Genomic DNA, 15,842 nt, shown 5'->3' on the forward strand with positions numbered 1-15,842 from the left:
CGGACGAGGAAGTTGATCCGGCCGGGGAGGGTCTTGGGGACGGGCTGCAGGGCGTGTACCAGCCCGCGGTCGATGGCGTCCATCGCCGGTCATTCCTCCTCTGCGACGGTGTCGCCGTCCTTGATGTGCCGCCGGGTTGGTGTCGTCCGCGATCATGTCCAGCGCCCAGGCCGTGCTCAGTCCGCCGTTTTGAGCCGTCCCCCGAGGTGACCATCCTCCTTGCGCGGGGCGACACTCGCGGGTGAGCGGTCGGGGCTTCTGGTGGCGAAGGCCTGCTGCGGCCGCGTAAGCGCGGCGGCGTGGCACTGGCGCGATCACCTCATAGCTTTTGTTCATGATGCCTGATACACGAGGTTTGTCCGCCGTGCGAAAGTGGGGGCAGAGAGCCCCCTGGTGGCTGGTCCTGCTGCTCGGTGTGGCCTGCGCTGTTCTTGGCGCGGTGATCGTGTTGCAGCCGTTCACCTCGTTGTCGGTGCTGCGGCTGTTCATCGTCATCGTGCTGGCTGTGTCGGGGGTTGCTGACCTGGCCTCCGCGTGCAGGTCGCGGTCTGCGCGATGGACGGTAGCGGTGGGCGTCCTGTGGCTGGTCACGGCGCTGGTCGCGGCGGTGTTCCCGGGGCTGACACTGCGTGTGCTGGCGCTGGTGGTCGGGCTCGCGCTCGTGGCCGGCGGGATGGCGCGGCTCGTGGGTGCGGTGCGTGGCCGCGGGGACGAGCGGGCTGCGCATGTGCTCGGGGCGTTGGCGTCGGTGGTGTTCGGCTGTCTGGCGCTGGCCTGGCCAGATGTGACGCTGCTGGTGGTCGCGGTGGTGTTCGGGGCACGGACGTTCGTGTTCGGCTGCGCGCGGATCGTCGAGGCGGTGCGGGCGGCGCACGAGGGCGGGCGCCGCGAGAACGAGGGGGTGGGCGGAGGGCGGGGTTGGCTGCACGGGTGGCCGCGCACTGCTGCGATGGCCGCTTCGCTGGTTGTGGCGCTCGCGCTGCTGGCGCTCAGCGCGGCGTTGCACCGCGCCTCGCCCTCGCCGACCGCCTTCTACACCCGGCCCGCGTCCGTGCCCGCCACTGCGGGGGCGTTGCTGCGGTCGGAGCCGTTCACCCGAGCCGTTCCCGCTTCGGCGCAGGCGTGGAAGATTCTCTACACGACCACGCGCGACGACGGTGTCCCGGCGGTGGCCTCCGGCATCGTCCTGGTCTCCCGCAGTGCCCCAGCGGGGCCACGGCCGGTGATCGCCTGGGCGCACGGGACGACCGGCGTCGCCTCCTCCTGCGCGCCCTCACTCCTTCAGAAGCCGTTCGAGGCGGGGCGCTGCCCGCGCTGGACCAGATCGTCGCGAATGGCTGGGTCCTGGTGGCCACCGACTACACGGGCCTGGGCACCGCGGGCCCGCATCCCTACCTGGTCGGGCAGGGCGAGGCGCGCTCCGTCCTGGACGCCGTCCGCGCCGCCCGGCACCTGGCCACGGTGCACCTTTCCGACCAGACGGCGGTCTGGGGCCATTCCCAGGGTGGCCATGCCGCGTTGTGGACCGGCCAGCTCCAGCCGACCTACGCCTCTGACGTGCCGCTGGCCGGTGTGGCCGCACTGGCGCCGGCCAGCGACCTGACCGGCCTGGTCTCCAACCTCAACACCGTCCCCGGCGGCAGCATCTTCGCGTCCTACATCGTCACCGCGTACAGCCAGACCTACCCGGACGTCTCCTTCAACCGCCTGATCCGGCCCGAGGCCCAGGCCCAGGTCCGCGGCCACGCTTCCCGCTGCCTGGCCGAACCCGAGGTCTTCGTCTCCGTCGTGTCCTCCCTGCTGGCCGACAAGCCGATCTTCGCCACCGATCCCGCCACCGGGGCCAGCGGCGCGAGGCTGCGCGAGAACACCCCCACCGGCCAAATCCAGGCGCCGCTGCTGATCGCACAGGGCGAGAACGATGCCCTGGTCCTGCCCGCCGTCCAGCAGGGGTTCGTCCAGCAGGCCTGCAAGCGCGGCGACACCATCGACTACCGCACATTCCCAGGCCGCGACCACGTCGGCGTCGTCGCCCCCGACTCCGCACTCATCCCCCTCCTGGTGACCTGGACTCAGGACCGCTTCGCCGGTAAACCCGCCCCGGACACCTGCTCCTAACCCATCGCCTCTTGCGAATCAGCATCGAACCCGAGCGCCCGCGCCGGACTCGCTGTCGTCGAACAAGACAACCGGGAACTCGACACCGGTCGGATCGTCGAACTCGGCGAGCAAAGTCGTCGCCGACCGCCTCGCCGTCCTCAGTACCGCCCCACCGAGGGGCAGGGCTCCAGTCGGTCGCCGGCCCTGGGAAAGCCCTCGACCCAGGGGCTGACGTTGTCGCCGCCGGGCCGGTGGAGTCACGGCTCCACGCGCTCAGGGCATCGATGGCCTGCCAGCGTCGCCACCGGGAGTCGCCGGTCCGCAAGAGTTGGCGGGCGCGCCCGGCCGTGCCCGCCGAGGTACCCGACCCCGGCTCACCCTGGCCAAGGGCATCGGCAGCACAAGGGGAAACAACGAGGCAGGCTTACCGCGATGTCGGACGCGGTCAGGAACCGGGCGATCTCGGCGCCGTAGGCGCCGGTCCCCTCGATGCCGACGGCCAGGACCTCGCCGTGGGACCGCAGCCAGTCCAGCAGCCCCCGGTAGCCGTCCGGGCCGGTCTCGAACTGCTCGGTGGCCAGGTGGCGGCCGATGCCGTCGATGACCGCCACCTGATGGACTCGGTGTGCGTGTCGATCCCGCCGATGACGGCTATCTCATCTGCTGCTGGAACCTGCTGCCCTTCGGTGTGACCTGCGCGGAAGGGCACGCGCCGGCCGGGCAGGCGGTAGGCTGCTGCGGCTCTGAGAAAGCACTGGAACGCCGTCACATGCAGGTAGCGGCCTTTCGGCTTCCACTGCGCCGTGAGCTACCCGAGTGACCACCCCGCAACAACCCCGCCTCCACCTCGTTCATCCCCAGTGCCCACCGAGGACAGCCCGGCGGGCCCAGCACGGGAGAAGGGGTACCGGATGCACCGGGTCATCATCAGGGGTGCGCGCTCACGGCTACGGCCGCGGCCGCCCTGCTCGCCACCGCGGCGCCGGCTGGCGCGATGGGGCGGCGCAGCAGTGATGCCTGTACGCACAACTGGTCGGGGCCGCAGGTGTGCATCAGCATCGACGGGCATGATGACTGGGCTCGGCGCCTGACGGTGACCTGGACCAATCCGGGCACGGTGGCGCGGTCGACCGCGGTCCTGCACGAGGGCGAGCGGCAGGTCGAGATCCACGCACGGATGACCGGCACCGCGCGGGGCGGGCAGATCACCGCCGAGTGGACCGACATCGAGGTCTCCTGGGGGAAGCTGTGCGGCTCCTTCACCGACACCCCGAAGGTGTGGGCGTGCGTCGAGGTCCACGACGGCGGCATCTACTCCAGCTGACCTTCCGGCTGCTGCCCCGTTCCTACCGCTGTGGTCATGCCTCAAGCCCGGCGGGCGGTCAGGACGGCGGCACCGGGGTGCGCGAGGCATCCGGTGGGCCGGACCGGATGAGTTCCTTGGTCAGGGCCATGGTCTGCTCGGGGGTGAGCCGACCGTGGTCGGAGCCGACCGTGGTCGGAGCCGACCGCCGAGCACACCACGACCAGCAGCTGCAGCAGCCCGGCCTGGCGGACCTCGGTGTCCGCCTGCTCCCACACTTCGCGTGCGGCCGCCTGGCCAGCGTCCCGGTGCTCGGCCTGCAGCTCCAGGACCAGCGCCGTAACCGGGTCCGGTGTCGAGCGGGCGACCGCCCGCAGGTGGTCCACTCCGGCGCGCTCGGGAAGGCCGTAGACCGGGCCACTCGCCAGCACCGCGAGGAGCAGCAGCGCGGCTTCCCACACCGCGTCCTCGCCACGGTGCTCCAGCTCGTCGAGCAGCAGCCGGCCCGCCGTCCACTCCCGGGTGCGGACCATCGCATCGACCACCTGGTCGACCAGGTCCTCCACCGGCAGGTGGGACGGGGCATCGGCGTTCACAAGGGCACGGTAGCTTCCGCTGCCGACATTCTCCGGCGGACCGGTCGACCGGCAGCGTGGTAGTCGCGCCAGGCCTTGCTGGGCTGTGCCTGCCCTGGCATCCGGTCGGCTGGGCGGTGGGTCGGCTTCGGGGTGTGGGTCGTGCCGGGTCTGTTGCCTCTCAGGTTCGCGGTCTTGGTGCCAGGGCGAGTTTGCCGTCGAGGGCGGCGTTGATGAGGGTGTTGGCCTGCTGGACGACGGCGGCGGGCTGGCTGCTCAGGTGGCGTTGGACTGTGCTCTGCGGCATGTCCAGCACTGTGAACAGGTCGGCGAGGAGGGCCGGGTACGGTTCGAGGGCTGAGGTGATGGTGTCAAGGTTCTGCTGCCATCCAGCGCGTCTGAAGCCCAGTACGGCGGGCACCAGGAGGACGGCGAGCTTCGGGTCGTCGTCCATCGCGGCCGGCCCTTGCATTCCGGCGTGGTTCTCCTTCTGTGACAGGGCTCCGACGGCCCGGGCCGCGATCGGCAGGTACTGGAACAACGCGGCTGCAGTCGGTCGCGCTGCTTCCAGCTCCTCGTTCGTTGCCGCCTCAACGGCCTGCGTCGTGCTCGGCATGGAGATGAAGTCGGCAGCGTCGAAGAGGTCCCGGGCCGGGCCGGTCAGCCACGGCCCGGCGTCGCCGAAGCCTTGGCGCCGACCCGGCGAGATACCGAGTGCCCTTTCGACGGTCAGTGCATGCTCCTCCGTCGTCTCGCCGGGGTCTCGCAGAACGGTCAGCCGGGTGAGCGAGGCGAAAGCCTCGGCACGCTCTGCCGCGGTGATCCGGACGCTGCGCGGAAGCGCCTGGTCCGTGCGCTTGGCTGCGAACCGGGCTGCGATGGAGTCCAGGGCCTGACCGCGGTCGGCCTCGGGGTCGAGGCTCAGTCGCTCGGCTTCCGCTGCGACTTCCCGGTCCAGGCCCGCTGCCACCTCGCGCAGGACGGCGGTGATCGCCTCGCGGACGGCCGAGGTCGCGACGGGGAACCCGTCGAGCCACAGCACCACGTGCAGCACCCGGGGATCCTTCGTGTGCTCCCGCCAGGCCAGCAGGCGTAGCAGCTGCCCGTCCGTGCCCTTCGGGTACCGCCACAGCGGACGGCGTCCGCGGTTGCCCGCCCTGGCGGGGTGCGGGAGCAGTCCCTGGCTGCGGAAGATCTCCAGCATCCGCTCGCTGACGCTGTACCCGGCGCCGGTGGCTGCCCTAAGCAGATCAGAGGTCTCCAGGCCGGTTCTCGGCTCCTTGCTCATGCCGCGCAGCGTAGTGCGCGGTGCTCGCGTCAGAGGCGTCATCACGCGATCCGGTCGAGGTACTCCCAGCTAGGTGCGCGATAACTTGCAAACCGGTCAACAGGCTTTGCGACCAGGACTTTTGCACTGCTTACCTGATCGCGGGAGACGGTCGTGGGACCGTCGGAAAGGATCAGCATGGAGACGGAAGCAAAGGCGGCCGCCGACAGGCCGGAGACTGGAACCAGGCGGTGTCCGCGGCGCCGGGGGCGGGGCCGCCATCGGCCGGAACGCTGCCGGGAGGCCTCAGGTGCCCGGTGATGCCGTCCTTGGTCAGCTCGCAGCGGCCTCCCCGTGGGCCGCGACGGCGGCCGCGATCGCCGCGGTGGTACGGCACGTGATGCCGGTCCTTCCGGCACTGCTCGCCGAGATCCGGGGCTGGCGGAACGATGCAGCGGTGCGGCAAGGCGTGCGCAGCGGGGCTACGGCGGAGCAGCTCAAGGCGCTGCAGGACCTGGCCAGGCCGCTGCCGGTGGCCTCCGGGGAACCCGGTTCGGCTCCTGCCCGGGCGGAGTCGTGATCTGCCGGCCCGCAGGCCTGTATGCCGTCCACCCATGCGGGGCGCACCGGAGGCGCTGGCCGGTGACAGAAGGTCAGCTGGTGCTGGAGAACACCACGCCGCCGTCGGCCAGTGGCCGGCGTGCGGGCGCCGGGGACGGCGGCTCTGCGGCCGGCGGCGGCAGGAACAGGGCCCGGTCGACCGGGGGCAGGGCGCGCCGCTCGTTGGCGGCGGGCCGGTCGGTGGCAGGGGTGGAGAACTCCGGCAGGCCCAGCGGGCGACGATCACCACTCATGCCCGCAAGTGTGACCGCCCGTAGGATCCGCAAACGCCCCCGGTCCCGCGCGGGCGCCGGCTGCGTCACCGGTTCGAGGGACCGCGCGGGCAGGGCACCGGCCTCTAGGCTGATCGGTCGGCTGCCCCGCGAGCGGGGTGGAGCTCGGTGTGAGGGGTGGGTTGTGGGCGGTCCCTTGGCGGTGGCGGCGGATCCGGCGGTGTTGGAGGTGGAGTTCCGGCATGTGCATGGGCTGCTGGATCCGGCGGCGCCGGGTGTGCAGCGGTGGGTGGTCGAGGTCCGGGCCGGCGGGGAGCGGGTCGGGGTGCTGCGCGCGGTGCGGGGCCTGTACTGGCGGTCGGGGAACCTGCGGGAGCGCCTCGGGGATGAGGGGGCCTTCCTGGCGGCGTGTCGTCGGTCTTGCTGGACCCGGACGGCACGTTCAGCGCCAAGTTCGAGGCCGCGGTGGACATGGCGGGCAATGTCCTGGTGGTCGAGGGCCTGGAGCTGTCCGGGCCGTGGGCCGATCCGCTCATCGCCGCCTCGCTGGTCTCCAGTCTGATCGACCGGCTCGCAGACAACGGCTCCGCCGTGGTCCTCCCCGCGCCGGCGCCGACGTGGCCGGCGCCGTGCTGCTGGACGAGGCGGGGGCGCTGCTGGCCGGCGAGGAGTTCGGTGAGGACCTGCGGATCATCGACACCGCGATGGCCGCCCCGGAGGAGGCCGCGCACCGGGTGCAGCGGCTACTGGAGGAGCGTTCCCGTTCCGGCGGCCGCGCCCTGCCCGATGTGGACGACGAGGACGCCTGGGACGACCTTGACGGCGAGGAAGGCGGTTGGACGCTGACCGCCCGGACCCGGGCGGTGCTGCGCCTGGCGCTGGATGACCTGGCCGCCACGGCGTGGGCGGAGGCGGCGGCGCTGGGCGATGAGGGACTGACGGCGAAGGCGGCGGGACTGTTCGCGAGCCTGCCGCGGGTCACGTTCCACCAGGGAGCCGACTGGCGGAGGCAGATGGCCCGCACGTTCGACGACCTGGCCGCGGACCTGGACGCCGGAACGGATCTGGTGCCCGGGTGCACGGGCGAGGAGATGGCTCTGCACCTGGCGATCTGCCGGGCCGAGGACTGGCCGCGGTCGCCCGCGAGGATCTCGCCGAGGCCGCAGCGGTCATCGCGGCGGATCCGGCCCAACACAGCGAACGCACCTACGATCTGGTCGGCACGCCGATCACGGCAGCAGACGTGGCCGACCGCTTCGCGGTACCGCACCGGACCATCGACCTGGGCGAGTACCGGCGCCGGCTCCACGAGATGCCGGGACTGCTGCCTTTCCAACCGCCCATGCTTGCCTCGATCGCGACCGGCATCCGGCACGGCTTCCTGGACGGTACCGGCCCCGACCTCGCCGACATCCTGGGCCGCCCCCTTCGTGATCCCCTGGAAGTGGCGGTCGCCACCGCGTCCGCCACGGCACCGGAGGCGGTCCGGTAGCGGCTGTCGCACACCATCGGGGCGTCGTTGCACTCGCGCTGATCGCGGCCTTCATGGTCTTCGTCGACGGCACGATCGTGAACCTCACCCTCGCCCAACTCGCCTCGTCTCTACGCGCCTCCCGGTCCGAGCTCGAATGGGCGGTGAACGCCTACACCCTCTCCTTCGCCGCGGTGATGCTCGGCGCTGGAGCGATCACGGACACCCTCGGCGCGAAGCGGGCCTTCGTGGCGGGCCTGCTGGTCTTCACCGCCTCCTCCACGATCTGCGCTGCAGCCGGCTCCATGCTGGTGCTCAACGTCCCCCGGCTGGCCCGGGGCGCGGGTTCCGCGCCCCTGCTGCCGAGCGCGCTCGTCCTGGCCACCGCTTCCGCACCCGACGAGCAGACCCGGCAATGGCTGGTGGGTAGGTGGGCCGCCGCGGGTGGCCTCGGAATGGCCGCCGGCCCTCTGCTGGGCGGGGCGCTCGTCGCGCTGGCCAACTGGCGTGCCGTCTTCGCCGTCGACGTGGTCATCGGAATTCCAGCCGCACTGTGGAGCATCCGTTCGATTCCCGCCGTCTCACGGGGCGGTCGGCACCTCGACATCGCGGGGATGGCCAGTGCGACCGTCGTGATGGGCGGGCTGGTCTTCGCGCTCGTCGACGCCCCCGCGCGAGGATGGCTCTGCCCCGCAATCATCACCGCTGCCGCGCTGGCCATCTCCAGTCCCGCCGGCTTCGTCTGAGCCGAGCGCTCCACCCGGGAACCTCTTCTGCCGCCAGGCGTCTACTCCGACCGTGGATTCGTCGCCACAGCCGCCCAAGGCGCACTGTTCAACGGTCTCCGCGATGTCGCGGGCCACCGGCACGGACTCCGGGAGCTTCAGCGTCTTGATCATCGCATCGGTGATCCGCATGTTGGCCTGGTGCGGGATGAACGCGCCGAGCTGGTCGGCGGTGATCCCGGCGGCGTCCAGCGCCTGCTGGGCCACCTTCGCCATCTCGTAGACCGCCCAGCGGAAGACCGGCTGGCCGTCCATCCGCAGCGCGGGCCAGCGGGTCTCGTCGCCCGCACCGTTGACCGCGTCCTCCTTGGCGAACGCGGTGTCCCACGCCTGGGTCTGCGTGATGACGTCGCGCTGCGAGCCGTCCGAGCCCCAGATCAGCTTGCCGATGCCGGGCGTGTCGGACGGGCCGACGATCGCGGCGCCCGCACCGTCGCCGTCGCCGTCGCCGTCGCCGTCGCCGTCGCCGTCGCCGAAGATGAACGCCGTCGAGCGGTCCGAGGTGTCGGTAAGGTCGCTCAGCCGCTCCACGCCGATCACCAGCACGTACTCGGCCCTGCCGCCGCGGATCATGCCGTCCGCCAGGCCCAGGCCGTAGCCGAAGCCGGCGCACGCCGCGGAGATGTCGAACGCGGGCGCGGTGCCGCAGCCCAGCCGGTCGGCGATCTCGGTCGCGATCGCCCCATCCGACGGCGGACTCGAGAGCGTGCCATGAGCCTGGAACTGGAAGTCCAGGTGGTCACGCAGCTGGACCGGCTTCGGGCTGAGCGCGACGAACTCGCCGTCACGGAACGGGTCTGGCAGCGGATGGCCGGACAGCTCACTGCGGAATCGGCGGCGGCCGAGCCGCCGGCGATGCAGGTCGCAGGCCGAGCGGTGCCGCTGGCCCCGCACCGTGGGCCCGGCGTCGACCTGGACGCGCCGCCGCCGGGCTACCGGCGCCTCCTCGCCATCGTGCGCCACGCGGGCGGGCCGGTTGCGACCGAGCGGTCAGCGAAGGTACTGGGGTCCGTGACCATGCCGGCGTTGGCGAATACGACGTCCAGCGTGCCGAAGTGGTCGACGCTCTGCTGGACGGCGAGGGATCTCGGGTCGGTCGCGACGGCGCCCAGTGCCGGCGTCTGACGGTCGCCGATGCTTCGGGCGACCGTCTGGACAGCGTTCAGGTGCAGGTCGAGAAGGGTGACGTTCCTACCGTGCGACCGCAGGACGCGGGCGGTGGCAGCGCCGATACCGCTGGCAGCACCGGCGACAAGGCCGGTCTTGTTCGCGAGAGGGAAGCGGTTCATGCATGGTCCTTTGGATGTGCGCCCGTCGGACCCGAGGCTGAGGCGGTTCCCGGCTCCGCGACGTGGGCGGGGGATCGGCGGAGCCGGGTGACTCCAGGTGCCGGGGCGCGGGAACCGCGTGACAGCCAAACCGGCCGCCGGCGTATCCGGCGGCAAGCGGGACTCAGCTCACCTGGCTGCTGCGGGCCTCGAAGGTGGCCGTGGTGTAGGTGCCGGTGGGCAGGTAGTCACCCATGACGGCGCGTTCGTCGCCGGGAGTGTGCGTGTTCTGGACGGCGTGGGTGAAAGCGGATGAGGGCAGCATGTTGCGCAGGATCAGGGGCGTGTCGTCGCCGTGGCCGGCGCCGCCGCCGTCGCCGTCTGGGGAGAGGCTGAGCCAGTTGACGCCATTCGCGCGGGTGGCGTTGGCGGGCCGGTCCTGCGGCAGGCTGAGCACGATGCTGCACCAACCGTCGGCGTCGGTGACGAGTTGCTCGTCGTAGAGGCAGCCGACGGTCGTGGCGATGCTCTCGTTGGTGCAGATCGACCAGTTTCGAACGCGCCATCTTCCATGACCCCTCCTTCGCCACCACCGCCCGGATCGAGCGCGCGCTACGCCTCGCTTCGCGGCCCGGCGGCGCGGACGCGATGCTGGGGATCCTTTCGAGCCTCGGCTCCATGCGCGGAGTGCACAAGCAGTGGCGCCGTGACCTGCTGGCCAAGGTCGCCATCCTGGACCTGCCGATCTTCGTCGTCTGGGAGGACCGCGACCGGATCCTGCCCGCGAGGCACCTGGACGCGGCCCGCACCGCCTTTCCCAAGGCCCGCACCCACCTCTTCCCGGCCACCGGCCACATGCCGCAGATCGAACGGGCCGAATCCTTCGCCGAGCGGGCCCTGAACTTCTGGGCCTGACGCCCCGTTCCTTTCGGTCCGCGGTCGTGGCGGGCTTCTCCTCCCTCACCCGCCACGCAGCGAACCGAAGGGCCCGGTTACCCGTTCGGCCGCCGCCCGGTTGCGGCACTCGCGATCGGGCGGCAGTTTGCGACCGGGAGGGGCTGCGACCGCGGGCCCTCAGCGTGGAGGCGAGGACGCACGTGAGCATGCTGTCGGACGATCTACGGACCCTGAGCCGCGAGGCGTACGTCTACCTGTACCCGCTGGTCATGATGGACGTCACACGCCGCCAGTCCGCCGCCGTCCGGGCCGGCGTCAAACCCGGATACGGCCCGCCGAACCAGTTCCACCACCTGCGCGCCTTCCCCCAGCGGACTTCCGTGCCGTCGTCCGGCCCAACTTCGACACCCTCTACTCCAACGCCTGGCTCGACCTCACCTCCGGCCCGGTCGAACTCCATGTCGCCGACACCGCCGACCGGTACTACATGCTGCCGCTGATGGACATGTGGACCGACGTCTTCGCCACCATCGGCCAGCGCACCACCGGCACCGGCGACCAGGACTACCTCGTCGTCGGCCCCGACTGGCGGGGCGACACCCCGGCCGGGGCCACGGTCCTGCGCTCCCCCACCCCATACGTGTGGCTCATCGGACGGACCCAGACCAACGGCCCCGCTGACTACGACGCCGTCCACAAGGTCCAGGACGGTTACACCCTCACCACCCCGAACCCGACCACCCACACGCCCGACCCCGGCGTGGACGTCGCCACTGACCCCCTCACGCTGGTCAACAGCCTCAGCGCGGCGCAATTCTTCACCCACGCCGCCCAGGCCCTGGCCGAGAACCCCCACACGCGTCCGACTTCTCCGCCCTCGCACGCATCGCGCACCTCGGCATCGTCCCGGGCCAAGACTTCGACCCCGGACGATTCGACGCCGACGCACTCACGCAGGTCGAGGATGGCGCACGGGCCGCGCGCGACGCGATCCTCGGCTCCATGGCGTCCTTCGGCACCCCGGCCAACGGCTGGCGGACCTCCACCGACACCATGGGCGTCTACGGCAACAGCTACTTCAAGCGCGCCGTCGTCGCCGCAGGCGGACTCGGTGCCAACCCGCCCGAAGACGCCGTCTACCCAGTCCTGGCCACCGACGCCGACGGCCGGCCCGTGGCCGGCGAGAACGACTACGTCCTTCACTTCGACGCCGACGCGCTCCCGCCCGCCGGCGCCTTCTGGTCCGTCACCATGTACGACGGCGAGGGCTTCCAGGTCGGCAACGAACTCGACCGCTTCGCGCTCGGCGACCGCGACCCCCTCACCTACAACGCCGACGGCTCACTCGACATCCACATCTCCCACCGCAACCCAGGCCGGGACCGACAGGCCAACTGGCTCCCCGCCCCACTTGGCCCACTGGGCGTCACCATGCGCCTGTACGCACCCGCGCCCCAGGCTCTCGATGGCCGATGGAACCCACCGCCCGTCCGCGCGACCCGCCCCGACAAGGAGTCGAACGCCTGACCGTCGGACGGAGGGGACTGTGGGCAGAGCCTGTCGGCGGTCCGCACGGCGCGGGCCGTCACCATTGGTGTACCGACCCTCCGACAAGATCTGACGTCCCATCAGTATGTCTGTCGCTCCATGGAAGACCCGCGGGCGGTTCCCCGAGCCATGTCCGATCCCACGGCCCTCCCGGGTCTGACAAGTTGCCCACCCATTGGCCAAGTAGCGCGAAACTCTCGCCATCTGCGGTGCGACATCACGCGACGGCCGCCGTCCGCGACGTCCCGCCCCGTCGGACGCGGGCGGGGCCCGGGACGTCGCACGGCACGCGGCACCGCCGGGCGCGCACCACATCATCTGGCCGGTGATCTTCCGTGCGCTCCCCCGATCCCTGATGCTGTCGACAGCCCCACCACACCCGTCACCGTTCCCGCACACCGTCCCGGGCCCGATCACCAAGAGCTCCTCGGGTCGGGAACCCGCTGGACGAGACCGTGATCCGGTGCGACCGCGGGTGGTGACGGCATGTCCGGGGCACCGAGATCGCCCATGCGGCGCTCGTCCGGCGGCACCGACTGCGTGCCGGCACCCCCTACGGGCAGCGCCGGCCCGGCGACATCCCTGGTGTCATCGGCCGACCGGCGCTCCGCATCGGCCAGCCGGTTGACCGGCGGACCATGCGGCGGCGGACCTGATGATGGAGACGAATCGGTTAAGTTGTCAACTCATCATCAAATCGGATCCCTTCGTCTGTCGCGGGCGGCGCCGGGGGTGGCCGGCCGGATTGGACTAGATGGCCCCCGCCGTTTCGCGGCCCCTCCGTTCCCGCGGTGGAGCGCTCGCCGTCACAAAATCCCAGGTGAATCCGGTATTCGGCGCGATGCATGGTGGCAGCGTCCGCACCGGCGTCGTGCCGCGATCCGAGTCACGAACCTGGATGGCGGGTCGTTCGGGCGGGAAACGCGCCGTTCACTCCCTTGACGCGGCAGATTAACCGTTACAGACTCAACTCGCTCTTGATGTCGCGCACTTGCCGACCGGCTGGGCCGCCGACGAAGTCGTACACCTCCGACGTCGGCACTGCCGTCGGACCCTGCGAACGGGTTCGGCGCCCGCCGCCCCCGGCCCGGGACGGACCGGCCGGTCCTCCCGGACCACCGCCGGGTCCGCGGCCGGTGAACACACGGCCGGCCTCCGGCCGGACGAGGAGAGAGCCGGACCCGCCGCCAGCCTGAAGGGAACATCGATCATGACCGGACGTCATGTCAGCACGCCGCCCGCCCGGCCGGACCACCGGCCCCGCCCGGCGCGTCGTGCCGCGGCACTGTTGGCCGCAGTCCTGACCGCAGCGGCCGCTGCCGCCGCGACAGCCCCGACGTCGAGCGCGGCCACGGTGACCGGCACGGCCGGCCTGAGCCGGAGCGCCGTGCTCGCCTACCTGGCCGGTCTGCCCAATCACTCCGCCAACCGGGTCGCCTCCGGGTTCTTCGGCGGATACAGCAACAACGGCTTCTCCCTGACGCAGACCAGCGCCCTGCAGAGCCAGACCGGGCAGTGGCCCGCAGTGCTGGGCTGCGACTACGGCGCCGGCTGGGCGACCGCCACCGACCCGACGACGCTGATCGACAGCAGCTGCAACGGGGCGCTGGCCGACCACGCCCGCGCCGGCGGGCTGGTCACCGTCGACGTGCACTATCCGAGCCCCGGCTACGCGAACGGCGGCAACCTGAACACCCGGCTGTCCTCGTTCGCCGACCTGCTGAACCCGGCCACCGAGACCGGGGCGCGCTGGCGCAGCTACCTCGACAAGACCGCACAGGGCCTGGCCGACCTCAGGGCCGCCGGGGTGACCGTGCTCTTCCGGCCCTTCCACGAGATGAACGGCGACTGGTTCTGGTGGGGGAACCAGGACCCGGGCACCTTCCAGCAGGTCTGGCGGCAGATGCACGACTACCTGGTGACCACCAAGGGCCTCGACAATCTGCTGTGGGTCTACGCCCCGGACATGAGCCGCGGCAACCGCACCGCCTTCTACCCGGGGGCCGCCACGGTCGACATCGTGGGCCTGGACGCCTACTCCGACACCCCGTCCACCGTCCCCGGCTACGACGAGATGATCGCCCTGAGCAAGCCGTTCGCGCTCACCGAGATCGGCCCGAGCAACAGCTCCGCCGGCAGCGGGACCTTCGACTACAGCCTGTGGATACGCGCCATCCACGACAAGTTCCCGCGGACAAGCTACTTCCTCGCCTGGAACGACAAGTGGGGACCGCAGGCCAACCAGGGTGCCTGGAACTTGTTCAACGACCCGTGGACGGTCAACCGCGGCGAGCTCGCCATCGACCCAAACGGCGGCGGCACGGGCGGCACCGGTGGGACGGCGCAGAGCCTCTTCGACTTCGAGAGCGGCACCGCCGGGTGGACGGGCTCGGGCATCGCTGGCGGACCGTGGAAGGTCCAGGAGTGGGCATCCCAGGGCAGCAGTTCTCTCAAGGCCGACGTCGACCTCGGCTCCCGGACCGTCTACCTGGCACGTACGGCCGGCACGGACCTGACCGGCCGTGCCGCTCTCAGCGCGGACGTCCACCTCGCCCCCTGGGGCAGTCCGGGCAGCGGCGTGACCGCCAGACTGTACGTCAAGACCGGCAGCGCGTGGACCTGGACGGACAGCGGCCCGGTCACCGTCACCTCCGGCACCACCACGCTCCGGCTGAACCTCGGCTCCGTCGCCGGACTGAGCGACGTCCGCGAGATCGGCGTCCAGTTCGTCAGCCCCGCCGACAGCAGCGGCAGATCCGCCGTCTACGTCGACAACGTCACGGCCAGCTGACCGAACGGGCCGCCTCGTCGTGCTCCATCCACACCGACCTCATACACCGGTATCGGAGACACGCATGCCCCCATCGTCCGGCCGGCCGCCGGGGTAGGAGGCCGGCCGCACGCTGGCCCCCGCTCGTGGCCGCCCTGGTCACCGTGACCGCCCTGCTGTTGCCCACCGCAGCAGCAGGCACGTCCGGCACCGCCGGCACCGGCGCGGGCCTCGGTCGGCGGGTACGCCATCGGCACCTGGCTCGCCGAGCCGAGGGCCGCCGCCCGGGTCCCCGCGGGCCGGCCGGGCGCCCTGGCCCCCGGGATGCCGGGCCGCGCTGGAGGAGATCGACCCTTGGTGGTGCCCCGCCTGGCCGATCGTCTGGCAGCGCTCCTGGGCGGTCGCCAGGTCGTGGTGGCTGGAGCTGGACGGCCGCGTCGACTGGCCGGCGCTGCCTGAGGACACCGTCTTCGAGGGCGAGCAGCTCGGCCGATGGATCCTCGCGCAGCGGGCCGGCTGGACCGGCCTGGAAGCCGACCAGCAGGACCTGCTGACCGCGATCGGTATCGAGGCGGACCCCAGCTGGCTGCCGAGAAGGCCACGGCCGAGGCGAAGCCGAAGGCGTCCCGCGTGGATCGCTTCGCGCAGGGTCTGGCGGCGCTGGCGCAGCTCGCCGCGCGGGAGGCGCCGCGCCAGCGTCAGGCGTTCGTACAACGAGCTGCTGGGTGTCGCGGAGCCGGGTCCTTGGGGTGGGGAGCAGGTGGTCGTGTGGCATTTCGCCCTGCGGGTGTGTGGCTCGACGACCGGAGGACCAGGTGGGCGAGGCTGAGCGCGGGGCAGTTGGCGGCGCTGACTTTCGACACGGGGATGTCCTGTTCTGCCGTCTGTGGCGCCCTGGCCACCATCCTTGCCGCCCGATCAGCGGGGCGGGCCGTGGGCCTGTAATTCCGCAGTAACGGCCGCTGTCTAGTTTTTGGGCATCCCCCGCTCCCTCCTTGGAGGACCCCGATGTACCTGCCCCGACA

The 15,842-nt window shown here is 71.6% G+C and carries 15 protein-coding genes and 3 pseudogenes; 11 read left to right on the forward strand and 7 right to left on the reverse strand.

All coding sequences use genetic code 11. The features are described 5' to 3' along the window. Window positions 1–337 precede the first annotated feature (337 nt). Window positions 338–874: pseudogene (locus ABEB13_RS40190) on the forward strand (HdeD family acid-resistance protein); the annotation flags it as partial. A gap of 248 nt (window positions 875–1,122) precedes the next feature. Further along, complete coding sequence (locus tag ABEB13_RS40195; protein ID WP_425559850.1) at window positions 1,123–2,118, forward strand: lipase family protein; 996 nt, start codon at window positions 1,123–1,125, stop codon at window positions 2,116–2,118. 356 nt (window positions 2,119–2,474) lie between these two features. Here ABEB13_RS40195 and ABEB13_RS02065 read toward each other — a convergent pair whose 3' ends face one another. Beyond that, window positions 2,475–2,711, reverse strand: coding sequence for a hypothetical protein (locus ABEB13_RS02065; RefSeq protein WP_345703986.1), 237 nt, complete (start codon window positions 2,709–2,711; stop codon window positions 2,475–2,477). Between the two features lie 482 nt (window positions 2,712–3,193). On the opposite strand from ABEB13_RS02065, the gene ABEB13_RS02070 reads away from it, so the two are divergent. Beyond that, window positions 3,194–3,424, forward strand: a complete 231-nt coding sequence (locus tag ABEB13_RS02070; protein ID WP_345703987.1) for a hypothetical protein — start codon at window positions 3,194–3,196, stop codon at window positions 3,422–3,424. 41 nt (window positions 3,425–3,465) lie between these two features. Here ABEB13_RS02070 and ABEB13_RS02075 read toward each other — a convergent pair whose 3' ends face one another. Then, window positions 3,466–3,999: a hypothetical protein gene (locus ABEB13_RS02075; RefSeq protein WP_345703988.1), complete on the reverse strand. Its 534-nt coding sequence runs from the start codon at window positions 3,997–3,999 to the stop codon at window positions 3,466–3,468. 160 nt (window positions 4,000–4,159) lie between these two features. Beyond that, on the reverse strand, window positions 4,160–5,266 hold the full coding sequence (locus tag ABEB13_RS02080; protein ID WP_345703989.1) for a hypothetical protein: 1,107 nt from the start codon (window positions 5,264–5,266) through the stop codon (window positions 4,160–4,162). A gap of 289 nt (window positions 5,267–5,555) precedes the next feature. Between ABEB13_RS02080 and ABEB13_RS02085 the strand changes: the two genes are divergently transcribed. Next, window positions 5,556–5,825 (forward strand): hypothetical protein, encoded by a 270-nt coding sequence (locus ABEB13_RS02085; protein WP_345703990.1) that lies wholly within the window; start codon window positions 5,556–5,558, stop codon window positions 5,823–5,825. Window positions 5,826–5,898: 73 nt separating this feature from the next. Here ABEB13_RS02085 and ABEB13_RS02090 read toward each other — a convergent pair whose 3' ends face one another. Next, complete coding sequence (locus tag ABEB13_RS02090; RefSeq protein ID WP_345703991.1) at window positions 5,899–6,099, reverse strand: hypothetical protein; 201 nt, start codon at window positions 6,097–6,099, stop codon at window positions 5,899–5,901. A 387-nt stretch (window positions 6,100–6,486) separates the two neighbouring features. On the opposite strand from ABEB13_RS02090, the gene ABEB13_RS02095 reads away from it, so the two are divergent. The 3 genes and pseudogenes from ABEB13_RS02095 to ABEB13_RS02105 all read left to right on the forward strand — a co-directional run. Beyond that, window positions 6,487–6,924, forward strand: coding sequence for a hypothetical protein (locus ABEB13_RS02095; RefSeq protein ID WP_345703992.1), 438 nt, complete (start codon window positions 6,487–6,489; stop codon window positions 6,922–6,924). Window positions 6,925–7,153: 229 nt separating this feature from the next. Continuing rightward, entirely contained in the window at window positions 7,154–7,570 is a 417-nt protein-coding gene (locus tag ABEB13_RS02100) for a Rossmann-fold NAD(P)-binding domain-containing protein (protein ID WP_345703993.1), read from the forward strand. Between the two features lie 53 nt (window positions 7,571–7,623). Then, window positions 7,624–8,082 (forward strand): annotated as a pseudogene (locus ABEB13_RS02105) (MFS transporter); the annotation flags it as partial. Window positions 8,083–8,130: 48 nt separating this feature from the next. Here ABEB13_RS02105 and ABEB13_RS02110 read toward each other — a convergent pair. The 3 genes from ABEB13_RS02110 to ABEB13_RS02120 form a co-directional block, all read right to left on the reverse strand. Further along, complete coding sequence (locus tag ABEB13_RS02110) at window positions 8,131–9,297, reverse strand: 3-oxoacyl-[acyl-carrier-protein] synthase III C-terminal domain-containing protein (protein WP_345703994.1); 1,167 nt, start codon at window positions 9,295–9,297, stop codon at window positions 8,131–8,133. Next, a complete protein-coding gene (locus ABEB13_RS02115) occupies window positions 9,267–9,623 on the reverse strand; it encodes an SDR family NAD(P)-dependent oxidoreductase (protein ID WP_345703995.1) in 357 nt (118 codons plus the stop codon). The genes ABEB13_RS02110 and ABEB13_RS02115 overlap by 31 nt, the downstream gene beginning before the upstream one ends. A gap of 163 nt (window positions 9,624–9,786) precedes the next feature. Continuing rightward, a complete protein-coding gene (locus tag ABEB13_RS02120; RefSeq protein ID WP_345703996.1) occupies window positions 9,787–10,059 on the reverse strand; it encodes a hypothetical protein in 273 nt (90 codons plus the stop codon). A gap of 221 nt (window positions 10,060–10,280) precedes the next feature. Between ABEB13_RS02120 and ABEB13_RS41065 the strand changes: the two genes are divergently transcribed. The 4 genes and pseudogenes from ABEB13_RS41065 to ABEB13_RS02140 all read left to right on the forward strand — a co-directional run bounded on the left by ABEB13_RS41065 (window position 10,281) and on the right by ABEB13_RS02140 (window position 14,838). Beyond that, window positions 10,281–10,517: an alpha/beta fold hydrolase gene (locus tag ABEB13_RS41065; protein WP_465262249.1), complete on the forward strand. Its 237-nt coding sequence runs from the start codon at window positions 10,281–10,283 to the stop codon at window positions 10,515–10,517. Between the two features lie 127 nt (window positions 10,518–10,644). Next, a pseudogene (locus tag ABEB13_RS40200) lies at window positions 10,645–11,163 on the forward strand (DUF1254 domain-containing protein); the annotation flags it as partial. 338 nt (window positions 11,164–11,501) lie between these two features. Then, on the forward strand, window positions 11,502–12,026 hold the full coding sequence (locus ABEB13_RS02135) for a DUF1214 domain-containing protein (RefSeq protein ID WP_345703998.1): 525 nt from the start codon (window positions 11,502–11,504) through the stop codon (window positions 12,024–12,026). Between the two features lie 1,231 nt (window positions 12,027–13,257). Next, a complete protein-coding gene (locus ABEB13_RS02140) occupies window positions 13,258–14,838 on the forward strand; it encodes a glycosyl hydrolase (RefSeq protein ID WP_345703999.1) in 1,581 nt (526 codons plus the stop codon). Window positions 14,839–15,842: the final 1,004 nt, after the last annotated feature.

Source organism: Kitasatospora paranensis (assembly GCF_039544005.1).
Lineage (GTDB): Bacteria > Actinomycetota > Actinomycetes > Streptomycetales > Streptomycetaceae > Kitasatospora > Kitasatospora paranensis.